At 58.1% G+C, this 24,696-nt stretch carries 16 protein-coding genes and 1 tRNA gene; 4 read left to right on the plus strand and 13 right to left on the minus strand.

What is annotated here, in order from left to right:
- Positions 1-331 precede the first annotated feature (331 nt).
- From JS533_RS09170 to JS533_RS09180, 3 genes are all read right to left on the minus strand, one after another.
- Positions 332-1,876 carry an ABC transporter permease gene (locus tag JS533_RS09170; RefSeq protein WP_241514116.1) on the minus strand — a complete coding sequence of 515 codons (1,545 nt, stop codon included), beginning with the start codon at positions 1,874-1,876 and terminating at the stop codon, positions 332-334.
- 17 nt (positions 1,877-1,893) lie between these two features.
- Positions 1,894-3,252 carry a COG1361 family protein gene (locus tag JS533_RS09175; protein ID WP_241514117.1) on the minus strand — a complete coding sequence of 453 codons (1,359 nt, stop codon included), beginning with the start codon at positions 3,250-3,252 and terminating at the stop codon, positions 1,894-1,896.
- A 62-nt stretch (positions 3,253-3,314) separates the two neighbouring features.
- Positions 3,315-4,055 carry an ABC transporter ATP-binding protein gene (locus JS533_RS09180; protein WP_241514118.1) on the minus strand — a complete coding sequence of 247 codons (741 nt, stop codon included), beginning with the start codon at positions 4,053-4,055 and terminating at the stop codon, positions 3,315-3,317.
- A gap of 569 nt (positions 4,056-4,624) precedes the next feature.
- Here JS533_RS09180 and JS533_RS09185 point away from each other — a divergent pair.
- The 3 genes from JS533_RS09185 (at position 4,625) to JS533_RS09195 (ending at position 6,834) form a co-directional block, all read left to right on the plus strand.
- Entirely contained in the window at positions 4,625-4,990 is a 366-nt protein-coding gene (locus JS533_RS09185; protein WP_241514119.1) for a hypothetical protein, read from the plus strand.
- Between the two features lie 4 nt (positions 4,991-4,994).
- Positions 4,995-5,381: a hypothetical protein gene (locus JS533_RS09190; protein WP_241514120.1), complete on the plus strand. Its 387-nt coding sequence runs from the start codon at positions 4,995-4,997 to the stop codon at positions 5,379-5,381.
- A 289-nt stretch (positions 5,382-5,670) separates the two neighbouring features.
- Positions 5,671-6,834, plus strand: a complete 1,164-nt coding sequence (locus JS533_RS09195) for an ATP-binding protein (protein ID WP_241514121.1) — start codon at positions 5,671-5,673, stop codon at positions 6,832-6,834.
- 1 nt (position 6,835) lies between these two features.
- Here JS533_RS09195 and JS533_RS09200 read toward each other — a convergent pair whose 3' ends face one another.
- The 9 genes from JS533_RS09200 to JS533_RS09240 form a co-directional block, all read right to left on the minus strand.
- Positions 6,836-7,537, minus strand: a complete 702-nt coding sequence (locus JS533_RS09200) for a hypothetical protein (protein ID WP_241514122.1) — start codon at positions 7,535-7,537, stop codon at positions 6,836-6,838.
- Positions 7,538-7,565: 28 nt separating this feature from the next.
- Positions 7,566-8,522 (minus strand): class C sortase, encoded by a 957-nt coding sequence (locus tag JS533_RS09205; RefSeq protein ID WP_241514123.1) that lies wholly within the window; start codon positions 8,520-8,522, stop codon positions 7,566-7,568.
- Between the two features lie 235 nt (positions 8,523-8,757).
- Positions 8,758-10,116, minus strand: coding sequence for a hypothetical protein (locus tag JS533_RS09210; protein WP_241514124.1), 1,359 nt, complete (start codon positions 10,114-10,116; stop codon positions 8,758-8,760).
- 190 nt (positions 10,117-10,306) lie between these two features.
- The gene (locus tag JS533_RS09215) at positions 10,307-11,425 is read right to left on the minus strand and encodes a Cna B-type domain-containing protein (RefSeq protein WP_241514125.1); all 1,119 of its coding nucleotides are present in this window, start codon (positions 11,423-11,425) and stop codon (positions 10,307-10,309) included.
- Between the two features lie 54 nt (positions 11,426-11,479).
- Entirely contained in the window at positions 11,480-12,436 is a 957-nt protein-coding gene (locus JS533_RS09220; protein ID WP_241514126.1) for a hypothetical protein, read from the minus strand.
- A 144-nt stretch (positions 12,437-12,580) separates the two neighbouring features.
- Positions 12,581-14,236, minus strand: a complete 1,656-nt coding sequence (locus JS533_RS09225; protein WP_241514127.1) for an isopeptide-forming domain-containing fimbrial protein — start codon at positions 14,234-14,236, stop codon at positions 12,581-12,583.
- Between the two features lie 346 nt (positions 14,237-14,582).
- Positions 14,583-18,704, minus strand: a complete 4,122-nt coding sequence (locus JS533_RS09230) for a SpaA isopeptide-forming pilin-related protein (protein ID WP_241514128.1) — start codon at positions 18,702-18,704, stop codon at positions 14,583-14,585.
- Positions 18,705-20,899: 2,195 nt separating this feature from the next.
- A tRNA-Arg gene (locus JS533_RS09235) sits at positions 20,900-20,973 on the minus strand.
- 66 nt (positions 20,974-21,039) lie between these two features.
- Complete coding sequence (locus JS533_RS09240; RefSeq protein WP_241514129.1) at positions 21,040-22,008, minus strand: ketopantoate reductase family protein; 969 nt, start codon at positions 22,006-22,008, stop codon at positions 21,040-21,042.
- A gap of 391 nt (positions 22,009-22,399) precedes the next feature.
- Here JS533_RS09240 and JS533_RS09245 point away from each other — a divergent pair, with 391 nt between their 5' ends.
- Positions 22,400-24,040 (plus strand): aldehyde dehydrogenase family protein, encoded by a 1,641-nt coding sequence (locus JS533_RS09245; RefSeq protein WP_241514130.1) that lies wholly within the window; start codon positions 22,400-22,402, stop codon positions 24,038-24,040.
- Between the two features lie 14 nt (positions 24,041-24,054).
- Here JS533_RS09245 and JS533_RS09250 read toward each other — a convergent pair whose 3' ends face one another.
- Positions 24,055-24,618 carry a hypothetical protein gene (locus JS533_RS09250; RefSeq protein WP_241514131.1) on the minus strand — a complete coding sequence of 188 codons (564 nt, stop codon included), beginning with the start codon at positions 24,616-24,618 and terminating at the stop codon, positions 24,055-24,057.
- Positions 24,619-24,696: the final 78 nt, after the last annotated feature.

The following is a 24,696-nucleotide window of genomic DNA, read 5'->3' on the forward strand; positions in this document are numbered from 1 at the left end:
CCACAACAAGCCAAAACCGGTCCATGTAACCTGCGCGGATCTACGTGGACCAGTTTGGCCGAGTCCTGCCGAGCCTCCTGCCACCATTTTTGGCTTCATTTCAGGCATATCTTGCAGTTGTCTGTTGCCATCTCAGGTACAGCCGGCGCCTGGGCATTAGTTAAATGAATTGACTGTTGAAATTCCAACATTTTGACAATCCGTCAACACGATCAACGAAGCCGGTAATCAGCCGACCAACAGACAACTGCAAGATGCACTCCAGAACAAGCCGAAACCGGACGCCGGCGCTGCTCGCCGCTGGCTGCCACAGCCAAACCCACTGCGCCGGCTACTGCTGGTTCTTGATCGCGTCAAGCGCCGGGATCTTCACCGCCTTGTTGGCCGGCTGGAAGCCCGACACCAGGCCGATCGCCGTGGAGAAGAGGATCGCGAACACGAACAGCCACCACGGGATCACCGACAGGCGCATCACGTTCTCGCCGCCCACGATCGCATGCCATATGTTCTCGCCGCTGATGCCGCCCATGTACACGAGGTTGATGCCGATCGATATGACCGCGCTGAGCACGCAGCCGATCACGCCGCCGAGCAGGCCGATGAAGCCCGCCTCCCCGAGGAACATGATGCGGATGTCGCGCACGTAGCAGCCGAGCGCCTTCATGATGCCGATTTCGCGCGTGCGTTCGGTCACGGACATGACCATCGTGTTGGTGATGCCGATGGCCGCCACGAGCAGCGAGACCGCGCCGATGCCGCCGAGCGCCATCTGGATGCCACGCGACTGCTCCTCCATCTGTTTGCGGATCTCCTCGTACGAGGAGGTGGAGAAGCCCATGTCCTTGATCTGCTGTTCGACCTCGCTCACCTGCGAGATGTCGGAGACCTTGACGAGCGCCTGCTCGTACGTGGTGGTTTTCGCCGCGGACTTGTCGGTTTTGGCGATCATCTCCTTGAGCTGGGCGATGTCCATGAGCATGCCCGACGAGGTTGCGGAGCCCTTGTTGTAGTCCTCTTTGAGGATGCCGGTCGTGCGTAGTTTGAACGTGTTGCCGGAGCCGTTCGCCCCGCTTGAGCCGCCTGCGCCGCCGGAATCGCCGGTCCCGCCCGCCGAGATGGAGCCCGAGGCGCCGGAACCGTATCCGTAGCCCATGTCCATCGTCGTGCCGCCGTTCGACGAGTCGTCGCTGGTCTGGATGGTCAGCGTGATCTCCGTGTTCATCGGGTCGAAGAACGGCTTGGCCTCGTCGCCGAGCTGGTCGGCGGGCACCTGCGAGCAGTTGCCGGTCGCGTCGCATACCCAGTAGGTGCCGTCGCCCGCGTCCTGCGGCTGGTAGCGCATGTTGGAGCCTTCGGGGCGGAACCTGTCGTAGAACTGGTAGGCGAGGTACTGTCCGGCGAGCACCTCCCCGCTTTTGGTGGGGGCGGTGCCGCTGGTGAGCTTGTACCCCATGTTCTCGAGCTGGGACATGTCGATGGCCTGGATGTCGCCGTATGTGGCGATGTATCGCCCGTTTTCGGCGGTCATGGTGACCGTGTAGCTGAGCGACATCTGCGCGGTCGCACCTTCGACGCCTGGGATCTGTTTAAACGATTCGATGGCTTTGTCGTCGAGTTTGGTTTCCGCTACCTGGCCGCCGGTCGTGTCCGACGTGCCGAAGCCGTCGTAGTTGCCTTGCTTGTATACGTTGATGATGGTCAGGTCGCCCATCTGCTTGAGTGACTGTTCGTTCATCTCGTTGATGCCGGAGCCGATCGAGACCATGGTGACGATCGAGCAGCAGCCGACGATCACGCCGAGCACGGTCAGGATCGTGCGCGACTTTCGTCGGAACAGGTTTTGGCTGCACAGGTGCAGAATGTCGGTGAATCTCATGCGATGATCCTCACGATTCACGCGCGCGCCGGCGTGATCACCTGCGTCTCGTCGCCTGCCGCGCCAGCCGCGCCTGCCGCACCCGCCGCGTCAGCACCGTCGCCCGCCGCACCGGCGCCGTCCGCGCTCCAGTCATCCCACTCGTCGTCGATGCTGGCCTGGTTCTTCTTGGCCTTGCGCCGCTTGCGCACGATCACCACGGTCGCCACGATCGCGGCCGCGACGGCGAGCGCGCCGACGATCCACGCCCACATCGGCGCGCCCTGCTCCTGCGCGGTGTCGTCGGGCACGACCATGCCGTTGTCGTTCGGGTCGACCGGCGCCGCGTCGGATGCGGTGATGGTGATCGGGAATTCCTTCTTCTGCGTCTTGCCGTCGGAGTCCTCGTAGGTGACGCGCAGCGTGGCGTTGATGTCGCCGGCCTGCGTGGGCGTGAACGCGAAGCCGATGGAACCGTTCGCACCGGATGCGACATTGCCCACGTACTGCGTGGCGTTGGTGGCCTGGATGCCTTCGCCTTCGATGCTGGCCTCGACGTTGGCAATGTCGCCCTTGCCCTTGTTCACGTAGTTGAGCGTGACGGTGGTCTCGCTGCCAACGGTTGCGCCGTCCGGCGGGACCGGATTGGTCAGCTCGAAGCGGTCGGGCTGGGAAACGGGCACGGAGATTTTGATATCGGAATTGTTGGAGCTGCGCGTGCCCGCGTCCACGTACTCGTATTTGAAGCTGACGGTGACGCCCTGCGCACCGGACGTGGCGCTCGGCAGGACCTGCATGGGCAGGCTTTGCGTCATCGCGTAGCCCGCGCCGAGCTTGTCGAAGTAGAACGTGTTGGTGCCGCCGGCGATTGCGAAGCTTTCGCCGCCGTCCACGGTGACGACGAGGTTGTCGATCGCGACCTTGCCCATGTTCTGGAATGTGAAGGAGAGGTTGAAGTCGCTGCCGACCGACACGGTTTTCGCGCTGCCGTAGTCGAAGTTGGTGATGATGATGTTCGGCACGGGGCCTGCGACGGGGGTGGTGTCGTTGCCGTCCGTGCCACTGTTCGTGCCGTTGCCGTCGGTCGTGCCGTTGCCGCTGGTCGACGATCCGCCGCCGTCGACCGCGGGCGTGGTCGACGTGCCGCCCGCGTTCTTGCCGTCGGCGACGGCGTTGCTGACCTTGCCGTCGGTTCCCGCGGCGACCGCGGACTTGGTCTTGCCGCCAGTCTTGCCGTCGGTCGCAGTGCTGGCATTGCCGCCGTCCGCGGAGGTGGCCGCCGGGGCTTCCGCCGCCGCGAACGCGGCCGGCGTCGCGGCACAGGCGAGCAGCATCGCCGGCGTGGCCAGCAGGGCCGCGGCCGCGGCGATCAGGCTTTTCTTCTCTCGGTTCTTCATGGTTTCCCTTCCTATATATAAGGTCAAGTCCGTTGGTCTATGCCGCGTTGGGGCTTATTCGGCTATGCGGCGTGTGCGTGCCCGATCAGCTGGTCGCCGACGATCCTGCCGTCGAGCAGCGTGACGATGCGGTCCGCGTACTGCGCCATGTTGTCGTCGTGCGTGACGAGCACGATCGTCTGGTTGAGTTCGCGCGCGAATCCGACGATCATTTCCATCACGTCGATCTTGGTGCGCGAGTCGAGGTTGCCGGTCGGTTCGTCGGCGAATACGACCTGCGGTTTGGCGACGAACGCGCGCGCGATGCCGACGCGCTGCTGCTGGCCGCCGGACATCTGCGTCGGATAGTGGGTCATGCGTTTGCCGAGGCCGACGCGTTTGAGGATGCCGCGTGCGATCGCCTCGCGTTTGGCTTTCGGCATGCCGCGGAACATGAGCGGCATGGCGACGTTTTCGATCGCGTTGAGGTTCGGCAGCAGGTTGTATGACTGGAACACGAAGCCGAGATGACGTTGGCGGAAGGCGGCGAGCTCGCGTTCGTCGAGTTCGGAGACGACGACGCCGCCGATGCGCACGCCGCCGCGCGTCGGTTTCTCCATGCCGGCGAGCTGGTTGAGCAGCGTGGATTTGCCGGATCCGGATTCGCCGTAGATGCAGCAGATCTGACCCTTCGGGATGGTGAGGTTGATGCGTTCGAGTGCGACGACGGTCTCGTCGACGACCGGATACTCCTTGCGCAGGTTCCTCACTTCGATCATCGGCCGCGCCGGGCGCGCGGACTTCTCCCCCGTGATTATCGCCATTGACAACATCCCTTCTTGATCGTACCGACTCAAGTCTATGGCCTTCGCTCCTCCGACACAGTCTGTGTCATCATACGAATGACAACAATCCACCTCAGGGATGATTCGCCCCGCCCCGCCCAAACGCCACTCCGCCATTCGGAATCGCGCTATCGCGCGATGCTGTATTGCCGGCGGCGGCTTGCGCCGCCGCACGCGACCTCTTTGTGTAGTAGAGATAACAGCAATCGAAGTAGCCAGCGGTAACGAGTAATGAAGCTGGCGGAGTGACGCCAGTGGTGCTGGCGGCAGCCTCGGCCCTCTCACTGAGGGGGCTGTCCGGCGTAGCCGGACTGGGGGAGCTCCGCGGCCGTAAGGCCGCCAGCAACCCAGCATCGCGCGCAGCGCGATTCCACCACAAACCGACCAACCACAACGCAATAAACCACCTCTACTGATGAATCTGCAAGAACCCTACTGATGAATTCGCAGAGATCCTACTGATGAATTATCAAGGAACGGTTCCGCAAGACGCGATATAATACGTAAAACAATACGTAACAAATAACGTCGTCAGGGAAGGATTAGACATGGACACCATCAACCGCATCGAAACGATACGGGACGCGAGCAGCATCCGTACCCGCATATCGCTCACCGACCTCAACCGCGGGACTGCATGGAGAAGTGACCTGGCCAACAACGGCATCCTCGAGGTCATGGACCGCAACGACACTACCGCCTACATCCTCACCCCGCAGGCACTCTATGACCTGGTGGACGAGATCAGGAAAGCCGAATCGGCCGCCGAAACGCTCGAGATCGGACGCATATTCGCCGACCGACCGGACGACGCCCCCGCAAGCAGCGGAGACGCCTTGGCTGAAGCCGCCCTGAGGGAATTCGCGACGCACTCGGGCGACATGATGAAGTTCGTCAACGCAACGGAAGAGTGACCACATGACCACACAGCAGGACATCATCCAAGCGGTCATGGCGATATCCCGCGTCAAGGGATTAAGCATGAATCCGACGGCATTGCTCGAAGACGTGCTCGTCTTGGCTAGATCATGGAACGAGCCGGAGGAGTTCCGTTCGGCCGTGGAACAGACAGTGCGCGCAATGATGCGGCTGTCGACGGGGCGGGTGACCGGGACTTCGCTGATCTACAGCTCGGCCGGCTGGAACAGCTATCATTACCAGCATGCGCGAATTCGGGGAGCCAAGGCCGATATGCGCATCGTCTACAGGAGGACCGAAGACGGGATCCTGGTCAAAGGATTCGGCAACCGTCACTTGCCGCAGGACATATACCAAAGACTGAGGAGCACCAGAACCGAAGCATAGAGGAAATCCTCCGCTCTTCCGAGAGCGCCTTCCGTAACCTGTCATACATACATGACGAATGAACGTCTGCGTCGTGTTATTACGCACGTCTGCCCATCCGAGCCACGTCCGGAGACTGAACCCAAAGACCCCCGCTCTCTCAAGGAACCCGCGCAACAAAGCAACGGAACCGTCGAAACACGGCGTGATTCCGCCCCATACGCCTCGCAGCCCAAGGATCCGTCACCACCCGTTATGAAATGTTTTATACTTTTTATAATTTATGAAAACCGCCCGGCAAGGACTTCCAATGGCCAAAACAAACAAGACAAAGCAGAACCCGTTCAAACCCGGTGCCGGGTATACGCCGCCTCTCCTGATAGGCCGAGACAACGACATCGACGACTTTGTCGAAGGATTGGATAACGGCCCGGGAGCGCCTTCCCGCCTGATGCGGGTCACCGGAGCGCGAGGCATCGGCAAAACGGTGCTGCTATCGAAATTCGCCGAAATCGCCAGCGCCCGAGGGTGGGAGGTCATTCGAGAATCGGCATCCGAAGGCTTGGGAGCAAGACTGGTCGCACAGTTGCAGCCGCCGTCTCAGGGAAAACATGACTTCACACTGAGCCCGAGCATCAACGTGGCCGGCCTCTTTGGAGGAAGCATCGGCACCTATCATTACGAGTCTGCGCAGCAGATGCCTTTGACGCTGACCAGCGCTCTACGCGATCGGATCAGCCGTCTGGAGAAGCACGATGCCGGTCTGCTCATTGAAATCGATGAGGCTCAGGCCGTGGACAAGAACGACATGATCGCCATAGCCAACGCCGCGCAGGCCATGAACGTAGAGAACCGGGATTACGCGCTCGTGTTCGCCGGACTGCCTTCCATGTCGTCCAAATGGCTGAACAATGATGCGACCACGTTCATGCGGCGGGCCGAACCACACGCTTTGAGAGATGTCCCCTTGGAAGCGGTCTCCGCCGCGTTCGCGGATACTTTCGGCGAAACGGGTATGATATTGGCCGAGGATCCTCTGAAGGCGGCCACGGAGGCGACGTTCGGCTACCCGTTCATGATCCAGCTTGTCGGCTATTACATTTGGAGTCAGGCGAGAAGGAATCATCCGGACGATCCCGTGATCTCTGTCGAAGACACTCAGACGGGCATTCGCAAGGCGCTGACTCGTTTGGGAGAAACCGTGCACGGACCGGAACTGGACGGATTGTCGTCCGTTGACCGAACGTATCTGCTCGCCATGGCGCAGGACGATGGCCCGTCCTCCACTTCCGTGATCGCCGAGCGTCTTGGCAAAGGCGTGAATTATGCCGGTAACTACCGCGCTCGCCTGCTGGATGCGCAGGTCATCGAGAACAAGGGGTACGGAAAGGTCGATTTCGCCATCCCGTACCTGCGAGAGTATCTCCGAGAGCACGCGGCCTTCTACCGGATGAGTGCCGAATCCAACGATTAGATCACTCCTCCAGATATCGCCACCAGTACCCGCCGGCGGACCGGTTGTTTTCGATCGCGTGGGCGATGGTCATGCGCCATTGGCTGCCGATGGACTCGGCCGCGGCCATGAGCGACGGATACACTTCGAGCACGTTCCCGTCGCGGTCGGTACGGCATACGACGCGCCCGTGTCCGATGCGCGCGGGCGTGGCGAGGTGTCGTTTGTCGCCTTTCCATCGCCATAGGTAGCCTGCGGATTGCATTTGGCGTCGGCATGCGACGCGGATCATTTTCGGCAGGACGCGCGCCGCTTCGGCTGCGGATACGGCGCTGTCGTATGAGGCGACGACTTCCAGCGTGAGCGGGTCGATCTGTTCGACGGGTCCTTCGCGTCGTTCGCGTCCGTCGAACGACGCTTGCGTGGCGTGTTGCGATGTGCGACGGCCTGCGGTCGATGAAGCTCTGCCACGCGTCGCGGTACCGTTGCCGCTTCTGGTGCCGCTATTGTTGCCGTTGGCCGTTGTTCCGTCGCGTCCGTCGCATGACGGCATGGTTTTACGCAGCGACCACCGGTACCCGCAGTATTGGCTGCCGTCGAACACGGCCTGCCGCAGTCCTTCCATTTCGGCCTGTTCGTGCCCTTGCCCGTGCAGCCAGTTCAATGCCTTGCGATAGCTGGGGTATGTCTCCACCCCGTCGTCGTCCCACCGGTACAGCACCATGATTCACCTCCTTTCGCTTGCGGGTTGGTTATTGCGCGTTGTCGAAGAACGATTCCCAGTCGTCGCTTCCGTAGTATTCCGAATCGTTACCGCTGGCGTTGGATTTGCTGTTGTTGCCGGTGGAGTGTCCGCCGTGTGGGCGCCTGCGGCGTACGATCAGCCAGCGGACGATGATCACGCCCAGCACGAGCACCGTCGCCGCGACCGCGATGATCGCCGTGGTGTACGTGCGCACCGGGGTGTCATAGTCGGTCGTATCCGGAGTCGTCGGGTTGGGGATGCGATGGCCGCGCACCAGGAGGCGGTGCGTGTTGACGCCGTATGGGGTGCAGGTGACCACGGTCGCGTAATCCTTGCCGTCCTCGATGTTGAGCTTGTCCAATTCGTTGGGCAGGACCACGCTGATCTGATCGACCTGATACGTGTACGTCTCGTCAAGCACATGGAATGCGAACGTGTCGCCTTTGACGAGCGTGTCGAGTCCGGTGAGCAGCTTCGCGCTGGGAAGGCCCGTATGGCCCGAGACGACCGCGTGCGTGGACGCGCCGCCGACCGGCAGGCTGCTGCCCTCCAAATGGCCGATCGCGATCTGGAGCACGCCCTCGTCGGTGCCGTGGTAGACGGGGAACCGCACCTTGAGCTTGGGGATGGTGACGTAGCCCATGATCCCGGTACCCGACACGTCGAGGATCGACTCGTACTCCTTTTTCTGCTCGTCGGTCAGACGCCACCGGTCCGACACGGACAGCAGTTGCTCGTTGTATTCCCGGGCGGCCGTGAGCATCGCCGTCTTCTTCGCCTGGCTCAGGTCCTCGGTCTGCTCGATGTACGTGGCCACCGCCCTTGACTGGTGCATGCGATTCCACCAATCCGTCACCGACGGATACGCCAACAACCCAACACCCACCACCAACACCACCGCGAAGAACGCGGAGACGACCGTAGAGATGATATCGATCGGCCGTTTGCGACGTTTGGCAGTCATAGATTTCCTTTATCTCAAAAATTCCGAGGTTTCAGTCAATAATTCGTAAAACGAGCGTTATAGACAGTCAGAAAAAGCCAAATGCACCCCGTTCCACTGATCAATTAGAGCCATTAGCGAGAATAACGAGCTACTGACCAGACTGTAATAACATACTCATCTTCCAAAGAGAACTCAGTAGATTAAATCGAACCCGTGCTGTCTATCGATCAGCAATAGACAACACGGGTGTACATCATTTAAAAATCGCTTGTAGATCCGTTGCCACATCGACTGCGACTTCCGGATAGGTAGTAATCAAAACAAGCAAGAAGAAAACAAGCGCAAGACGCATTCCAATTGAAGACGCTTTTTCTACATCATCTGCCGTTATCGAAGAGACCTGCTGAATAAGTGTGTTTATTCCGCCGGCAAACTTCACGGTTTGTTCATTAGACTCAATCGAAGACGACGGTACATCCCGACCAATTCGACTAGAGGCCACCACCATAGACACCCGCTCCGTTCCCTTTGCTACGGAGTCGACCGCACTGTTGAGGTCATGGTCGTTAACCGTGTTGGACATATGAACATGCGTATTACCAGAAGCACTCTGTGCATCAGAATCGATAGAGTTGTGAGCGCCGACATTGGACGGAACGGGCTGCTGTTGGACATTATTCCCCGCATTAGAAGCCCCTATCGACGACATCCGAGAAGCAGCCGCACTAGTACCGGTTGTCCCGGTCCGATTATCAATTTTTCCGGTAAGGTTAACTCCAACATTGCTGGAAGACGGGGCGGCAATTCTTCCGGAAACATGGAATTCAGCATCAATTCCTTCAGAACGCTGTGCCCCATCGGTCTCTTTCTGCACATGAGAGTCACGGATCTTGAGTAAATCAACAATTGAATCCGAAACCAGTTTAATCAGGAAGAAGCAAAGACCCATGTACACAATGGTTTGGGACCATGTCAGATTCGTTGTCCGCAACGCCGCAAGCACACCAATGATACCTAAAACGAAAGGAACAAGGATAATCAAATACCTAAGAGGAACAGAACGGAGGAAGAAGCAAAAAAGAGCAATAACAAAAGCGATCAACGCCCCACAGTCAATGATAAATACCTCAATACTGGCAGCAGTAGCCGCATCAGCACCACCGTTAAACAATAGCCCCTTACAAGCCGCCCATACAGTAAATGCAAGGCTTATTATCAATGCAATAATGCCGATTATAATACGGCCACTACAATTGACTTTGCAAGGATCACTCTTCTTATCCGGCGAGCCCTCATTCTTGTTCTCTTTAGCATGCTCAACCGGCCAACTTATACCTTCAAAAACCTGCCGACCTTCACCCTGATCCGCACCCTCACCAGCATGGGAGTCCCCTTGCTCAGGAGACTCTTGCGACCCCGTCTCTGATTTCGACTCATGACCATCGTTATCAGCTTCATCGGTTTTTCCCGATTGAGGTGCAGCATCGTCAACCGGCACATCACCATTGCCATGGCTCTCAATATTCGGATCATTGACAGCATTAGCCGATGCATCATGATTGCGAGCATTCTCATCATCGGCAGTCACACGTCGATCTTCTTCTTCGCTCATATCAATACTCCTTACCAGGAAATCATCTCTACAAAAACGAGAGAAGACCTTCCGGGCTGCAGGAATAGGAGTAACGAACAGCCCGGAAAGGTCGGATTATTTATTCGAGAGATGGGGTGGACGGGAAACACGGGGATCCGCGAGGTGAAGAGAGGTGAGGAATACGAACCCCCACGCCCCGTCCAAGCCATCAAGCTTTGGAATTATCAGCGATACGCCGGCGGCGGATACGCAGCACGGCCAGACCCGCGCCCGACAAGCCGACCGCGCACGCGGCGGCAGTGGACACGTTCGAACCGGTCTCCGCGGGAGGAGTCTTCTTGCCCGGCGTATTCGGCGGGGTCTTTTCATCCTCATGAGGCGGAGTCCTGTCATCCGGCGGATTATGATCATCCGGCGGATTATGGTCATCCGGAGGCTTCGGCGGATTGTACGTGTTCGTGACGATCATCTCGTCAGACTCACGATCCACCAGAACCGTGTAATCGTCAGCCACGGTCTTCTCCACGATCCGGTACTCGTGGCCGGAGGGAAGATCCTTCCACTCATACGACCAACCGTTAGCCTCGTTCAACTCGACCTCGGCATACACCTTCCCGTCCTGGAGCAATTGGACGACCACCTTCGAAGGACGAGTGGACGCACTGTCGTTCTTCCAGACCTTGGTGACCTTCTTTTTCACCGTCTCGGGAGGAGTATCCGGCGGTGGGGTCTGCTTCGGACTGCACTCCGTCTTCGGAGTCAACGTCACATCCAACGACGCATCGGCAGAGGTGCCGGAGGGAACGGCGACCAGGACCGCCGAGCCCTTGCATGATAATGAGTCGCCGTCATAGGGGTCGATGACCACCAGATACAATCCCCGCGACAGGTTCTCGAACACCGCAGTGCCGGTAGAGTCTGTGGTTTGATCAGCCTGCGGCTCCAAGCCGTCGCGGGAAATGTATCCGGCAAGCGTCTCAGCCAGCTGACGATACGTCTCCGAATCCATGTCGTAGACATTCCAATCCACCTGATAGGACTCGAACTCCTTCGTCGGAGTGAACCCATCATTGGAAGCATTCCAGTCGGCGACGTGATAGAGGTGCGCAGTCGCACCGGCGATGGCGGTATCACCATCCTTGTAATTGACCGTGATACTGCCCTTTTCTTCTGCCGCATACGCAGTCGAGGCCGGCAACAATACGAACGCGACACCAGTCAGCAGAAGTGCCAGCGAGCAGATCATCGCAAGGACACCGCTGGCCCAACGCGATCCACACGCCACTGCACTCCGACCGCGCTTGCGGTCTATGTTTGTGTCAGTCATTTTTGTTTCCTTACAGAGATCCGAATACTATAAAAGCTCATAGAAACATTCTGATTATTGAGGAGAATTGCTATCATCCGAATTTCTGTTTTCTTTTTCAGATTCCGGATCCTTCCCCAAAATAACCTCTTTGGCCTTAAAAGAGCAAGCGGTCATATTATCAACCGTTGTATCACCTGACTTAGCTCCGATAGCAGACAGGTCACGGACCCTAACTCTTTGAGCCGTAGCCTGTTGTATATGCACTTGTTCAGCAACAACATTCTTGGCAGAAAAACTCTCGGAAGTCACGTTGCCCACACGTACACCTAAAGCCAATGCATTCGCAATACCCATATCATCATGAACTACATCATCAGCTTTTATCTCACTTGCATTTACAGCAACACTCGCTTTCCCTTTATCAAACTGCCAAAGATCTTTAATAAATTGAAACAGAATAAAGGACATAAACGCCGACCCTATCTCTTCTTGCAGTACAGAATATCCGGGCACAACAGAAAAGAAGCCGGCCGCAAGCATTAAAAATGGATAAAGCAATAAGTTATAATAATCTCGATCCACATGCTTTTTCTCCGAACGATATGCACAAAAACTAGTGATACCCATCATCACTAGAAACACACCTAAAGCACGCCAATTATTTTGAACATCTACAGTAATTTTGTCAAATTGAGATGAATCTACACCCACGAACTCTGCGTCACTAATTACGACATCACCATCCACAAAACTTAAACCCAGAAAAAGCAAACCAACTGCACTGAATACTACAGAACAAATCTTGAAAACACACAGAGTAAACAATGTCTTACCCTTACCCATAAGCCATCGCAACCCAGATGCAATAAATCCAAGAAAACATATGACAGTAAGCACATGCACCCATGTAGCCTGACTCTGACAAAAATATGTCACGAGGACAGAAACCAATAGAAGGGCAATCGACAAAAATCCAAACAAATGACTGTTTCTATCCCAGAAAGCAGTTCCATCCTGTCTCGCACTCATATCTTGCCCTTACGCTCACCGACGAATATGAATATAAACAAACCAATACAAAACGTTCTTTGTCCTGCCCACACCCGAAAGCAGGGCAGGACAAAGAACTCTATGAACTCTCACTGTCTAAATTACAGCGAGGAATTAATACCGCTAGCGGTTGGAGAAGCGACGACGCAGGCCGAACCACAGGCCGGCGGCGACCACGAACGCACCACCGAGAGCGTAGAGGACCACAGTGCCCATGCCACCAGTGGACGGGAGCTCAGATCCCGGCTTGTTTTCAATGGTCGCAGACACGATACCGGAAGTAGTATTACCCTGAGCACCAGTAAGACCGTTAATGGTAATCGTCTGCAGCTTCGGATCATCCGAGGTCTCTTCATGCGTAGCGGTGATGGTGAACTCGATCGGGTCGATACCAGAATAGCCGTCCGGAACCACGGTCTCAGTCAGACGGTACTTGCCGTCATCCACGCGCTGGAATGCGGAAACATACTTGCCATCAGAAAGCGACGTCTGAATGGTGCCGACCTCATGCCAAGCCGGAGCCGACTCCCCATCCTTGGTGTAGTACTTCTCCAGCTTGAACGTAGCACCGGCAAGCGGCCGCTTGTTGTTATCAACCTTGTTGATATCAACCTCGTAGGTGAAGACGATGACCTTGTCGGTCTTGGTGCGGCTGGTGCCTTTACCCTCATCGTTCGGGTTGTTCTCGTACTCAAGGTACGCGTAGTTCGGGTTACCGGTAGCGCCAATCAAAGCATTGCCGTTCAACGTACCGTTGTATTGGACGATGATCTTCGAATCCTTATTCAACGTGATCGTCGTGCCGTTAATAGTGGCCGTCTTCAGATCAGTGAACGTGATCGTGAAGTTCGTTCCATCATTATCATCAAGAGCCGGAGAGGAATCAGTCTCAACAACGCTGTAGGAGGATGTGTCGATCAAGTTAATGTCGGAGACGCTGTTCAGGTACACCTTGATGCTGTCCTTGTTGAAGGTCAGGCCCTTGGACATGGAATCGTGGAACACGTACTTGTAGGTGTCATACTCGTCGATATCCGAAGGCATGGTGCCGGTGAACTGGAACGGAACCGTATCGTTCACGTCGTAATCGGCGGAATCCTGCCAACCAGACTCAGAACCCTTGCCTTCGTTATCAGAATCGTTCTTGTCCATGACCTTCTTCTCGAAAGTCGGGATATTCTTCTTCGAAGTAACGTCCACGTTCGCCAGGCCCTTGGTATCCAGCATGACCAGCGAGTAAGCCTTACCGTCCTCAGTGCCGGTACCAGTCTTGCCGTTCTCAGTCTGTGCGAGCAGGTAATAACCAGACGCAGCGTTATTGATAGTCAGATCGCCATCCTGAGTAGCCGTGGCAGAGACATCGGATTCCAGACCCGTGTTCGCCTTATTATTGGTCGCATCCCACACCTTGGCCCACACGGCATTCGCGAACGTACGAACACCATCAGTATCCAGCTTGCTGATGTAGTTGACGATCTGCGAGCGCAGTTCTTCACCAGAAGTAGCAGTTACCGTGTTAGGCACAGCAGCGTTGATGACGTCCTTCAAAGTTCCCGCGTACTTATCATTCAACTGATACGCAGTATTCGTACCATCCGCAGACTGCGTTACATTCAGCAGACGCCAGCCCTCGTACTTATCACCACTATAGACATCCTTGATGGTGATGGTGGTGGCCGGAGTCACATCCGCCAACGCGGTGGTGGGGGCGACGAGGCCGGTGAAGAGCATCGCTACGGCGGCGACGAGGCCCAGGAGGGCCTTTCCTAACTTCTTCATGATTACTCCTTTGAGTGATCTTCTTTGATTTGGGTGGTTAAGTTATGAAAATTTGGGGTAAGGGGCAACCCCTTTAGGGGTTGAACCGTTGAGTTATGGGTGGCGGGGTGTGGAGCTCCCCCACCCGGCTTCGCCGGGAGCCCCCTCAGTGAGGGGGCCGAGGCTCCGCCAGCTTCGAGTGCCGCCGTCGGCGGCACGGGGAACACAGTCTCGCCGTAGGCGAGTCCGCGATCCTGCTGGAGCGATGCGGGGAATGCTGTCTCGCTGTAAGTGAGACCGCGACACCGCTGAGCCGTATGGCGAGGCCGCGAACGTTACGGGTAGGAGCCTCCCTTCGGGTGGATTCTCATGAGCGACGCCTCCTTGCCATGAAGGCCAGGCCAAGCGCCGCCATGATCACCATGACCGCGCCGGACCGCAGGAGGAACGTCGAGCCTTCGCCACCGGTGGCGGGCAGTTCCACGCCCGGAGTGTTCGGGATCTTGTTGCCCGTTACCGGTTCTTCCTCATCGCTGCTCAACGGCATGATGCCAGAGTCAGACAGCGACCCACCCTCAGCCATCGCATCGGACGATACCGACGAAGCCGCAGCCGCAGGTCGGTAGATCTGCACCGTACCGGTCGTCGAGTCCTTGATCGTGAACGTGTACACGGTCTTCGACAGGTCATACCCTTCCGGAGCAACCGTCTCCACCAGCGTGTACGTACCGAACTTCAGACCCTTCAGGTAGATGATGCCGTCCGACTCAGTAGTCCTTTTGCCACTCTTCGGATCCAAATCATCAAGCTGCGTACCATCACAGGTCGTGCCGCCATCGGACTTGTTCGCAACCGCGCCATTACCGTCGACCACGCAGTACACAGTGTCAGTACCGTCTGTAGTCGTCGCCTTCAGCGTCAGCTTCCACTGCGCGCCCTTCAGATACTTCGGAGTATCAGACGTATCCGTCGAACTCACCTTGTACCAAGTGATCTCCGTCGGCGTATCGCCGATCGCGTTGTCCGTGCCCGGCGTCAGCTGAGTGTCGAACTGGGACTGATCAGTCACATCATCCTCGCTCGGCCAGCCGCCATCCCACGTCACGTTGCCATTACCGTCGATCGTGAACTGGTACACGGTCTTGTTGATCGTGTAGCCGTCCGGCGCGGTGATCTCGTGCAGCAAATACGTGCCCGCCTCAAGACCGTCGACCTTGAACTGGCCGGCCACCGTGTCGACGTCGCACTTCACGCCCGGCATGACCTTGCCATCGGAAACCGTACCGTCCGACGCAGTGCAGGAAGCAGCCTTCCCTGCAGCCGTCACAGCCTCCGACTGACCATCCGCCACGTCACCGGACTGCGATGCGTCGGTCTCATCCACGGCCTCGCCTGCAGTCTCATCGGCGATCGGCGAAACCGCAGCTTCACCATCAGACCAGTCATCGGATCCGACCGAATCGTCGTCAGCCGCAGTCTCATCCGACTGAGCCGATGCAACATCCGCAGCAGTCGCGGCCGATGCCGCAGCAGTCGCCGTGCAACCGGACGGAGCCGTCAAACCCTGGAAGTTGTTATATGCTTCCACCACCTGCACCATGTTGCCGGTGAACGTGAAGTTCGAACCACCGTTGCCCTTGAACCAGCCGTCGGAACCGTCCTTACTCGCACGGTCACGCAACAGGAAGTTCTTGCCGCTGGTCGCCTTCGGGATCGTCACGTACACGTAGTCGCCGCACGTGCCGGTCATCTGCGCGAACTGCCATTCGCTGCCGCCACCGTCGTAATACAGGTAGTAGTTCGACCAGTTCACCAGCGACTTCTTGAAGTACACGGTCGTGCTCGGCGTCGTCACCGTGAACGAGACCTTCTTATCTCCCGCGGTCACAGTAATCGTGGCCGAGCCGATCGCATGCATGGTCACGGTTGCGGTGGATGTACCACTGGACTGCTTGCTATCGACCGTGGCTACAGAATCGTTGCTCGAAGACCACGAAATCGGTACGGTGGTCGGGGAGACCGTCGCCGTGTACGATAGCTGATCACCCTGCGCCACTGTGATGGCCGTACCGTCCGTTACCTCTACATCGGACGAATCCGTAACGGTCAACGACTGAGCAGACACGATCTTGACATCGATCTGCTTCTTGTCACTGCACACGCTCGTATTCGATACGGAACATGCCACCACGTACACCGTGCCGGCAGTCGATCCGCTTGGAGACACGATAGTCGCGGACGAATCGTCCTTGGGAGACAGTTGCGCATTGCTCGGCGTGGTATCTGCACCGTTCTCATCAACGAACTTCCAAGTGACCTTCTGCGAGGCATTGTCTGGCGTAACCTTCGCGGTCAACGTAGCAGAACCACCCACCGCGAGTTCGGTGGTGTCACTTGCAATGGTCACCCCGGTCGCCGCCTGGGCACCGGTCGCATCGGTCACGTTCCACACGTCAGTTTCTGCCGCACCAGTATCAGTGCGCTTGATTTGCCAAGCGGAGCCTTCAAGCAGCTCCTTGGTCGAATCATCAACCTTCTTCCATGCCACTTCCCTACCGGACGTACGGTTGATGATCTTGTTGTCCGTCATATCGGCTGTTCCATACTGGAACGTGCCATTCGTCTGCGTGACCGACTGCGTAACCGTCGATGCCGAAGAGGCATTGCCCGTGGCCACATAATAGATGTTCGTATTGAGCTGGTACCCGGTTCCGGCGCTGACTTCCTTGATGTAGTAAGTCGCGTTCGTCTTCAGACCATCGATCTGGAACTCGCCGTCGCTCTTGTCCGCGTCGTAATAACCGTTATCCGTCACGGTCAGGATCGGCGTGCCGTTCGCTTTCACAGCCTCCGCGTACGTGCCGTATACACTCCACGTCGTACCGCCGAGCGACTTGCCATCTGCGTCCGACTTACTCCACTTGATCGACGCACCAGACGGCTTGTACGAACCGTTCCACGGGAAGTTGTGACGCTCTTGGTCCATGTCGAGCACGGAAGAGGAATTGCCATCAAAGAGATTGCCCGTGAAATTCCACGCCACGTACGGGTTGTACATGGAGAAATCGCCCTCCGTGTACACGCGGCCGTTCGTGGAGACGTGCGACTCGAAGTTGCCGTTCGTGTTCGACGATTCGCTCTTGACGATGATGCTGCCCATCATTGCCGCTGCCGGATCATCCTGCGTGATCTTCTTGGTATTGTCGCTGCCGTCCTCGTTCGCCACGCCACCGTAAATCGTGAGATTGTCGGTGTCGTAGAAGTTCCACAGGATCTTCTGCGCGGCCTTCGCGTACAAAGACTTCACTTCTTGGGTGGCCCCATCGAAGTAACCGTCGGAGATCTGCGTATTGCCCCAGTAGAACTTCCAACCGGTGTGGAAGGAGATGTTCTTGTTCGTCGCGTCAGGCTTGACGTTGATCACGATCGACGCGTCGTCGGCAATGTTCTCGAACTTGAACGCGATGCCACGGTATCGGGTGCCACCAATGTAATCGCTCAGATCACTGGCGTTAAGGGTGAACACCTCCATCGACGCAGTGCCCGAACCGGTAAACGTGATCAGCTTCTCACGGTTCGTATACTCTTCACCGTTGGCGATGCCGCGGCCAGTGCCCGTCTTGGTGTCATCGTTGTAATTGAAATTGTAGTTAACACTGCTGTTGTTGTACTTGTGTCGAGTCACTGTATTGGTGTCCGCTTTATCAACGGACACCGTGCCGGTCGCAGTCAGATGGCTTAACGGCTCGGAAATATCATCGACGACATAATCCTGCCAGAAATTCTCCTCGGAGAATTTCTTGGTAGTTGCTTCGCTATTGTCAGCAGTCTTGACGCTAACATTATCCAAATTGTCATCGGGAGCATTCCAGGAGACGGAAGCGCCGTCTTCCTGACGAATCGAATCATAATTGTCATGATTCCACACGCCGGATTTGCTACCAGCCAAAGAAGCCTGATGACTGTGGCCCTTGATGAAACCGGAGCGAGTCCACGCCTTCACCTTCGCCGTGGCCCCGCTACCGGAGTCGATCACTGTATCACTGTTACCGCCGACCACGAGCGCGGTGCTGCCTTCCGCAGGACGGAACTGAGTGCCGAAGCCTACGATACCGAAACGGAAACCACCACCGGTAATGCCGCCCTCATTGATTTTGGCCCACGAATTCTTCAGCGGGTTCAGCAGAAGCTTGCCGTTGACGACGGTCAGACCTTCGGCCTCTACGGCATACGAACCGTCGGGCCCGTTTGCGTTCATCAGGTTGTTCTGCGAGGAATCGTTGACGGTGGAGTTTGCCGGGCGCTTACCAACGAACATATCGCCGCCGACCCATGTGGCGGCGCTTGGGTCACGATCTTTGGACGGATTAGCCTCGGTACCCATTGACTGAGTCGTGGTCTCGGCAAACGCACCATCGGCGAAACCATTATCCGCATAAGCAGCAATGGGCGAAGTGATGATGCCAGTGAGAGCCGTGCCAAGCATCATCGAGACGGCGAGGGCGGTGGCCGCTAGTCGTTTAGCGTATACCCCCCCCCCGCTCACGGGTTGTCGGGCGCAGTGCGTACATTGCTCTCTCCTTCGGGGGCATCTATCGGGTGCCGCCCTCGGCCTTCTGGTCGTCCATCGTTCCGGCTCGAACGCGCGACGGCTGTGAGGCGTGTTCGGGTCTCCGCTCAGTCGATGGCGGACGGCGAGTTACGCACACGTTTGCAGGGAATGGTTTCCGCTTCTCGCGAAGCTCGGATATTCCTCACCTGCACGGACGGCTGTCTCGCCTACCGCATCTCCTTGACTCATAACCATACTGCGAACGGTTTCATCAGGCAAACTCGGCGAACGGGTTCGTTGGCTTTACCCCCTAAAAGGGAGCGATAACAATGGCGGAATTCCAACATTCCAACGAGTTTTGCGCAACGGCGTGTCGTGATTACGGTTGCAAAATGCGCCGACTTTCATCATCCACAAAGCGAGACGCAAGCCGCTCTCGAGCGAACGATCTGGTATAAATCACAGCGAATCATCGTCGCTTCATCAGCGTTTCTTCATCATCGGCAACGTTCCAACGTGACAGTCATCGACAGCTACAGCAAACCTTGTCTAAACAGACCGACAGACCGGAACAGGACATACGGCACAACATCTTACGTTCCGACACCACCGGCACCATCCTTGTACACGAAAACAACGGTATAGAAGATGCCGAAACTACACGAAATCAACGGTATGGGATTGCCTCCACCCACTCCGAGGCGGCGAATGCTGGCAAATGGTTTGCAACGACTTGCCTTAGCCAGCTAATGCAAACCACGCCACCACCGGCCTGCTTCCACTCGGACAGCCGGTCGTACACCTTCCTGCGGAATATGCCGACTCCTTGCGCATTGCACATTTCTAAGGTTTAGCAGACCGTCCAAATCACACGTTTCTAAGGTTTCGCTCGGATCGAACCGGACCGCCGTCTGCAACACAGCATTGCATGGATATTCATTGTGAGCAGCAGTCGCAGGTCAGCGCCGATCATTGCACAATGCCATGCCGTTATGGCGGCGGTTTGTCACACCTGACCATTTAGGGCCTGTTCGCACAGGGTGTGGCGTGATCTGCTGTCATACAATTCTGGAAAACGCTCCCGTCGGCGAAGCGTGACAACGTCTGTGTCATACTTCGCACGAAAACGGAAATACTGGCCAGGCGTGACAAGCGGCGTCACGCAGGACCCCAGTAATACCAACGATCAGCCGACATACGGTCCAAAACCACGCGCATGCCTTCTGTCACACCTTGCCGAAAATCCTTATTTCCGTAAGGGCATGACACCAAATCAGGCCACACCCGCACCATCCGCCCGTTTTCAGACCAAGCGTGACAACAAGTACCTATATGAGCCCTCTATTCGCGGCGTTTTACCAACATTCCGACCATATTGCTACGCTAACCATTTCACTACGTTGACAGCATTGGCGGCTTGGTTTTGGAATCGCGCTGCGCGCGATGCCGTTTTGTTGGCGGCCTACGGCCGCAGAGCTCCCCCAGTCGAGCTACGCTCGACAGGTCCTGCCATTATGGACGGGCTTCGCCCGCGTTCTGCTGGCTCGCCTGTCGGCTCGCACATCGCCTACAAACGCCTCCGGCGTTTGCTTCACGGCGATGTCCCCTCAGTGAGGGGGCCGAGGCTCCGCCAGCTTCACTCCACCAGCACTCCGCCAGCATCAGTCGACAAAGCGCCGACAAAAATGTCGATCCTCTTTCATACTCCCGACACGGAATCCTGACACGGAATCCCGACTGTCCATCTTCGTCCATTCCCGGCGCAACAAATCCGGGAAATCCGTCCTATCATCCCGGAATTATTGCGCTGAAGCATCGTCAGCGCAATAATTCCGGGAAAACAGCCCACTCTTCCCGGATTTCTTGCACTGACAATGACCCAGCGCAAAGAATCCGGGACGAAGCCGAACATTCCCCGGAATCGTTGCGCCAGCAACACACCAAACGCACCCCCAACGCAAGGAACCCGAAATAAAGACAAACGGACCATCGCAGCGGCAAGCCCACGTGCACCCTCCATGCACCTTAAGCACGAAGAATCGATTCGCCCATGTTGTCCCATACCGGCCGAATCCGCATACAACAAAAGCCCCCGGAAACCTGAAATGCCAGTATTTCCAAGGGCTTTCACGTGACCCCGGCCGGGCTCGAACCGGCGACCCTGAGATTAGAAGTCACATGCTCTATCCAGCTGAGCTACGGGGCCAAACGAAGGGATAGTATACCAGTATGCCGGTACGCAAACCGCACCGGCATACCGGCAACATCAACGTCACTTGGCGTCGTTCTGGTGATGATACTGGAACGCGAGCTCCGCCAGATGCACGCCGTGCGTGAGGAACTCGTGCGTGCGGCACACGTAGTCGTGCTCGCGGCCGATCTTCGCGATGTAGCCGTTGATGTAGTCGACCTCGGTCTTGCGGCCGCGGCTCATGTCCTGGTACATCGACGGATAGTGCAGCGGGTTGCCGGTGCGGCTCACGTAATCCACGGATTCAAGTTCCTCGGCGCGCGTGTTGATGAGCTTGATGCCGGCACGCTCGCACGCGTCGTATGCCTCGTTGATGAGCTGCATGGCCATGTCGCGGGCGCCCGGGTAGCTGATGAACTGGCCCATGGTGATCTGGTACATGGTGCACAGCGTGTTCACGACGGAGTTGAACACGATCTTCGCCATGCACATGCCCTTGAAGTCGTCGGAGATCTCCGGGTTGAGGTTCGCCTGCTTGAAGTCCTCAAAAATAGCCTTTTCGATGTCGGTGACCTTGTTGGTCATCGCGCACATGTGCATGGTGCCGGCGCCGGACTTGCCGATGAAGTCCACATCGCCCGGGCCGTTGAGCACGGTGGCGACGAGTGCGGTGCCGCCGTAGATGCGGTCCTCGCTGAAGTACTGGGCGATCTTCTCGAAGTGGCCCCAGCCGTTCATCGCACTGAACGCGACCTGATGGTCCTTGAACAGGTGGGCGCAGCGCCCCAGCATATCCTCAAGCTGCATCTGCTTCATGAAGATGATCCACACGTCCGGGTCGCCGTCGTACTCCTCCGGCGTGTACAGGTTGATCGGGATGAGCTGGCGGTTCTCGTGATCACGGCTCACGTACACGCCACCCTGTTCGCGGATCTTGTCGATGTGCGGCGCCCACGCGTCGATGAAGTCGACGTGAGCGTCCGTGTGTTCCTGCAGCAGGATGCCGTAGCGCAGGCCCATCGCGCCCGCGCCGATAACCGTATAACGCATGATTGTTCCTTATATATACTGTTGTTTTTACCGTTTTTGCTGTTACTGCTGTTACTGCATGACGACCATGATCCCCGCACTGCTGCGGAACCACTCGTCCCTAAGGCCGCCGGAGTTGACGTTCAATACGATCCGTTCGGTACGATCACGCAGAACCCGGCGTTACCCGTTTCGCCGTCCGTCGTCGACGACTGTTGGTCCCGACGAACGCGCGCCGTTTCGCATGACGCTCCGGTCTTGTGGATCGCAAGCGGCCGTGTTCCGCGGTTTTTCCGCGACACAGCATAGCACCGCACGTCAACATTGCCGGTGTCACTGCCGGTATCACTGCCGGTATCACTGCCGGTGTTGCGACCGTCGGCATCCGGTGCGCATCTGGTATAACGGGGGCATGAGCGATTCTGATGATGGACGCGGCGGGCGCGGCGGCCTGGACGGGCACGGGGAACGTGCAGTGCATGCGGGATGCACGGACCATGCGGGACATACAGCGCGTACGAAACGTACGGAACACGCGGGACACGACGAGGGTCCGCGAACGTTCGACCGACTGTCCGCCACGTTCCGCAGCGGCAGGACGAAGCCGTTGCGTTGGCGGCGGGCGCAGCTGGACGCGTTGGAGCGGATGCTGCGCGATCATGCGAACGATCTCGCACAGGCCGTGCACGCCGATTTCGGCAAGCCGACCGCCGAAACGATGCTGATGGAGATCAAGCTGGTGCTGGACGAGATCCGGTTCGTCCGCCCGCGCATGGCCCGTTGGTCGGCACGACGGCCGAAACTCATGCCGTGGCTGCTGCAGCCGGCCCGCAGCTGGACCGTGGCCGAGCCGAAGGGCGTGGCGTTGGTGATCTCGCCGTGGAACTACCCGGTGCTGCTTTCGCTTGAGCCGATGGTGGACGCGATCGCCGCCGGCGACTGCGTGTGTCTCAAGCCGTCCGAACTCTCCCCCGCCACCAGCAGGGTCATGGCCGATCTGATCGCGCGATATCTCGATCCGCACGCATTCGCCGTGGTCGAGGGCGGCGCGGACGTCACCGGCGCGCTGCTGGAGCAGCCGTTCGACCATATCTTCTATACGGGCGGCGGCCGCGTCGGACGCATCGTCATGACGGCCGCGGCGAAGCATCTGACGCCGGTCACGCTCGAGCTCGGCGGCAAATCGCCCGTGTTCGTCGACGGCACCGCCGATCTGGACGCGGCCGCGCGGCGCATCGCGTGGGGACGGTTCGTCAACGCCGGCCAGACCTGCGTCGCGCCCGACTACGTGCTCGCCACGCCGGATATCGCCGACGATCTGGCACGACGCATCGCCCGCGCCGCACGGTTCATGTTCGGCGACGGCGTGCCCGCATTCGATCCCACCGATCAAACCGGCGATCGTCGTGCCAACGTTTCCAACGAATCTCAGATCAGCGAGCGCAACATCGATCGTGCCGATTCGCGCATCGCACGACGTCCGTCGGCCAGTTACGCACGCATCGTCAGCAAACGGCACTACGACCGGCTGATGTCGCTCATGCCGCGCGGCAACGATCCGCGATCGGCCGCGCACGTTGTCTGCGGCGGGTTCGGCGACCGGTCGCAACGCTACATCGCGCCGACCGTCCTGACGCACGTCTCGCCGGACGCGCCGGTGATGCGCGAGGAGATCTTCGGCCCGATCCTGCCGGTGATCGAGATCGCGAACGCGGCCTCGGCGGTCGCATTCGTCAACGCGCGGCCGAAACCGCTGGCCTGCTACGTCTTCTCACACAACCCGGCCGTACGCCGACTGTTCGAACGGGAGACAAGTTCCGGCGCGCTCGGGTTCAATCTGCCGCTCGGGCATCTGCTGTCCAACAGGCTGCCGTTCGGCGGCGTGGGCGCGTCCGGCATGGGCTCGTATCACGGGCACGCCGGGTTCCTCGAGTTCAGCCATGTCAAGACGGTCACGGCCAAACCGACGTTCCCCGACACGCTCGCGTTTATCTACCCTCCGTATACCAAGGGCAAACGGTCGCTCATCGACCTGCTCAGCCGGCTGCCGTGACGTTTTCCGGACGACTATTGCCGCGTGTTGATCCATTCATCGACGCCGAATACCTTGTTGAATTCGGTTTTGATCCGCTCGGCGTCCTGCGCGTTCGAGGCCGGGGCCAGGTAGATGCCGGCGTCGTCGATATCGATCATCATCGTCGAACCGTCCGGGGAGATCAGCCCACTCGCCAGTATCAGGTCGGGCAGGCCGGAACTGACGTCGGACCATGATCCGTTGAAATACTGCACCGTGGCATCGGTGCCGGGATGGGTCACGTTCGTGATCCGGAACATCTTCTGGTCGAAGTCGCGGTCGACCACCGCATCCCCGCCGTCGGCCGGACGGATGGTGATGTGTCCGGTAAGCCGATCCGACTGGAACAGGTAGCGCAGCCGTACCGCGTCCATCGATATCGTGTACGAGGTGCTGGTCGCGGCGTCGTCGACACGGTACGCGTCGCCTTCGACCCGTATGCGCTGCGGCAGCGGCAGGTAATACAGCATCAGTCCGACGGCGAGCATCGCCGCGGCCACGCCGGCAAGCGTGCGCGCGATGCGCTCGCGACGCTTCTTTTGCGGTGTCTTTTCCATGATGACGCCCTTCGACCCGGCGGAAACGTCCATATTTCCGCGCTGTCTTCAGCATAACCGCCACGCCGCCGCGCCGCC

The sequence above is a fragment of the Bifidobacterium amazonense genome, from assembly GCF_018555435.2.
GTDB lineage: Bacteria > Actinomycetota > Actinomycetes > Actinomycetales > Bifidobacteriaceae > Bifidobacterium > Bifidobacterium amazonense.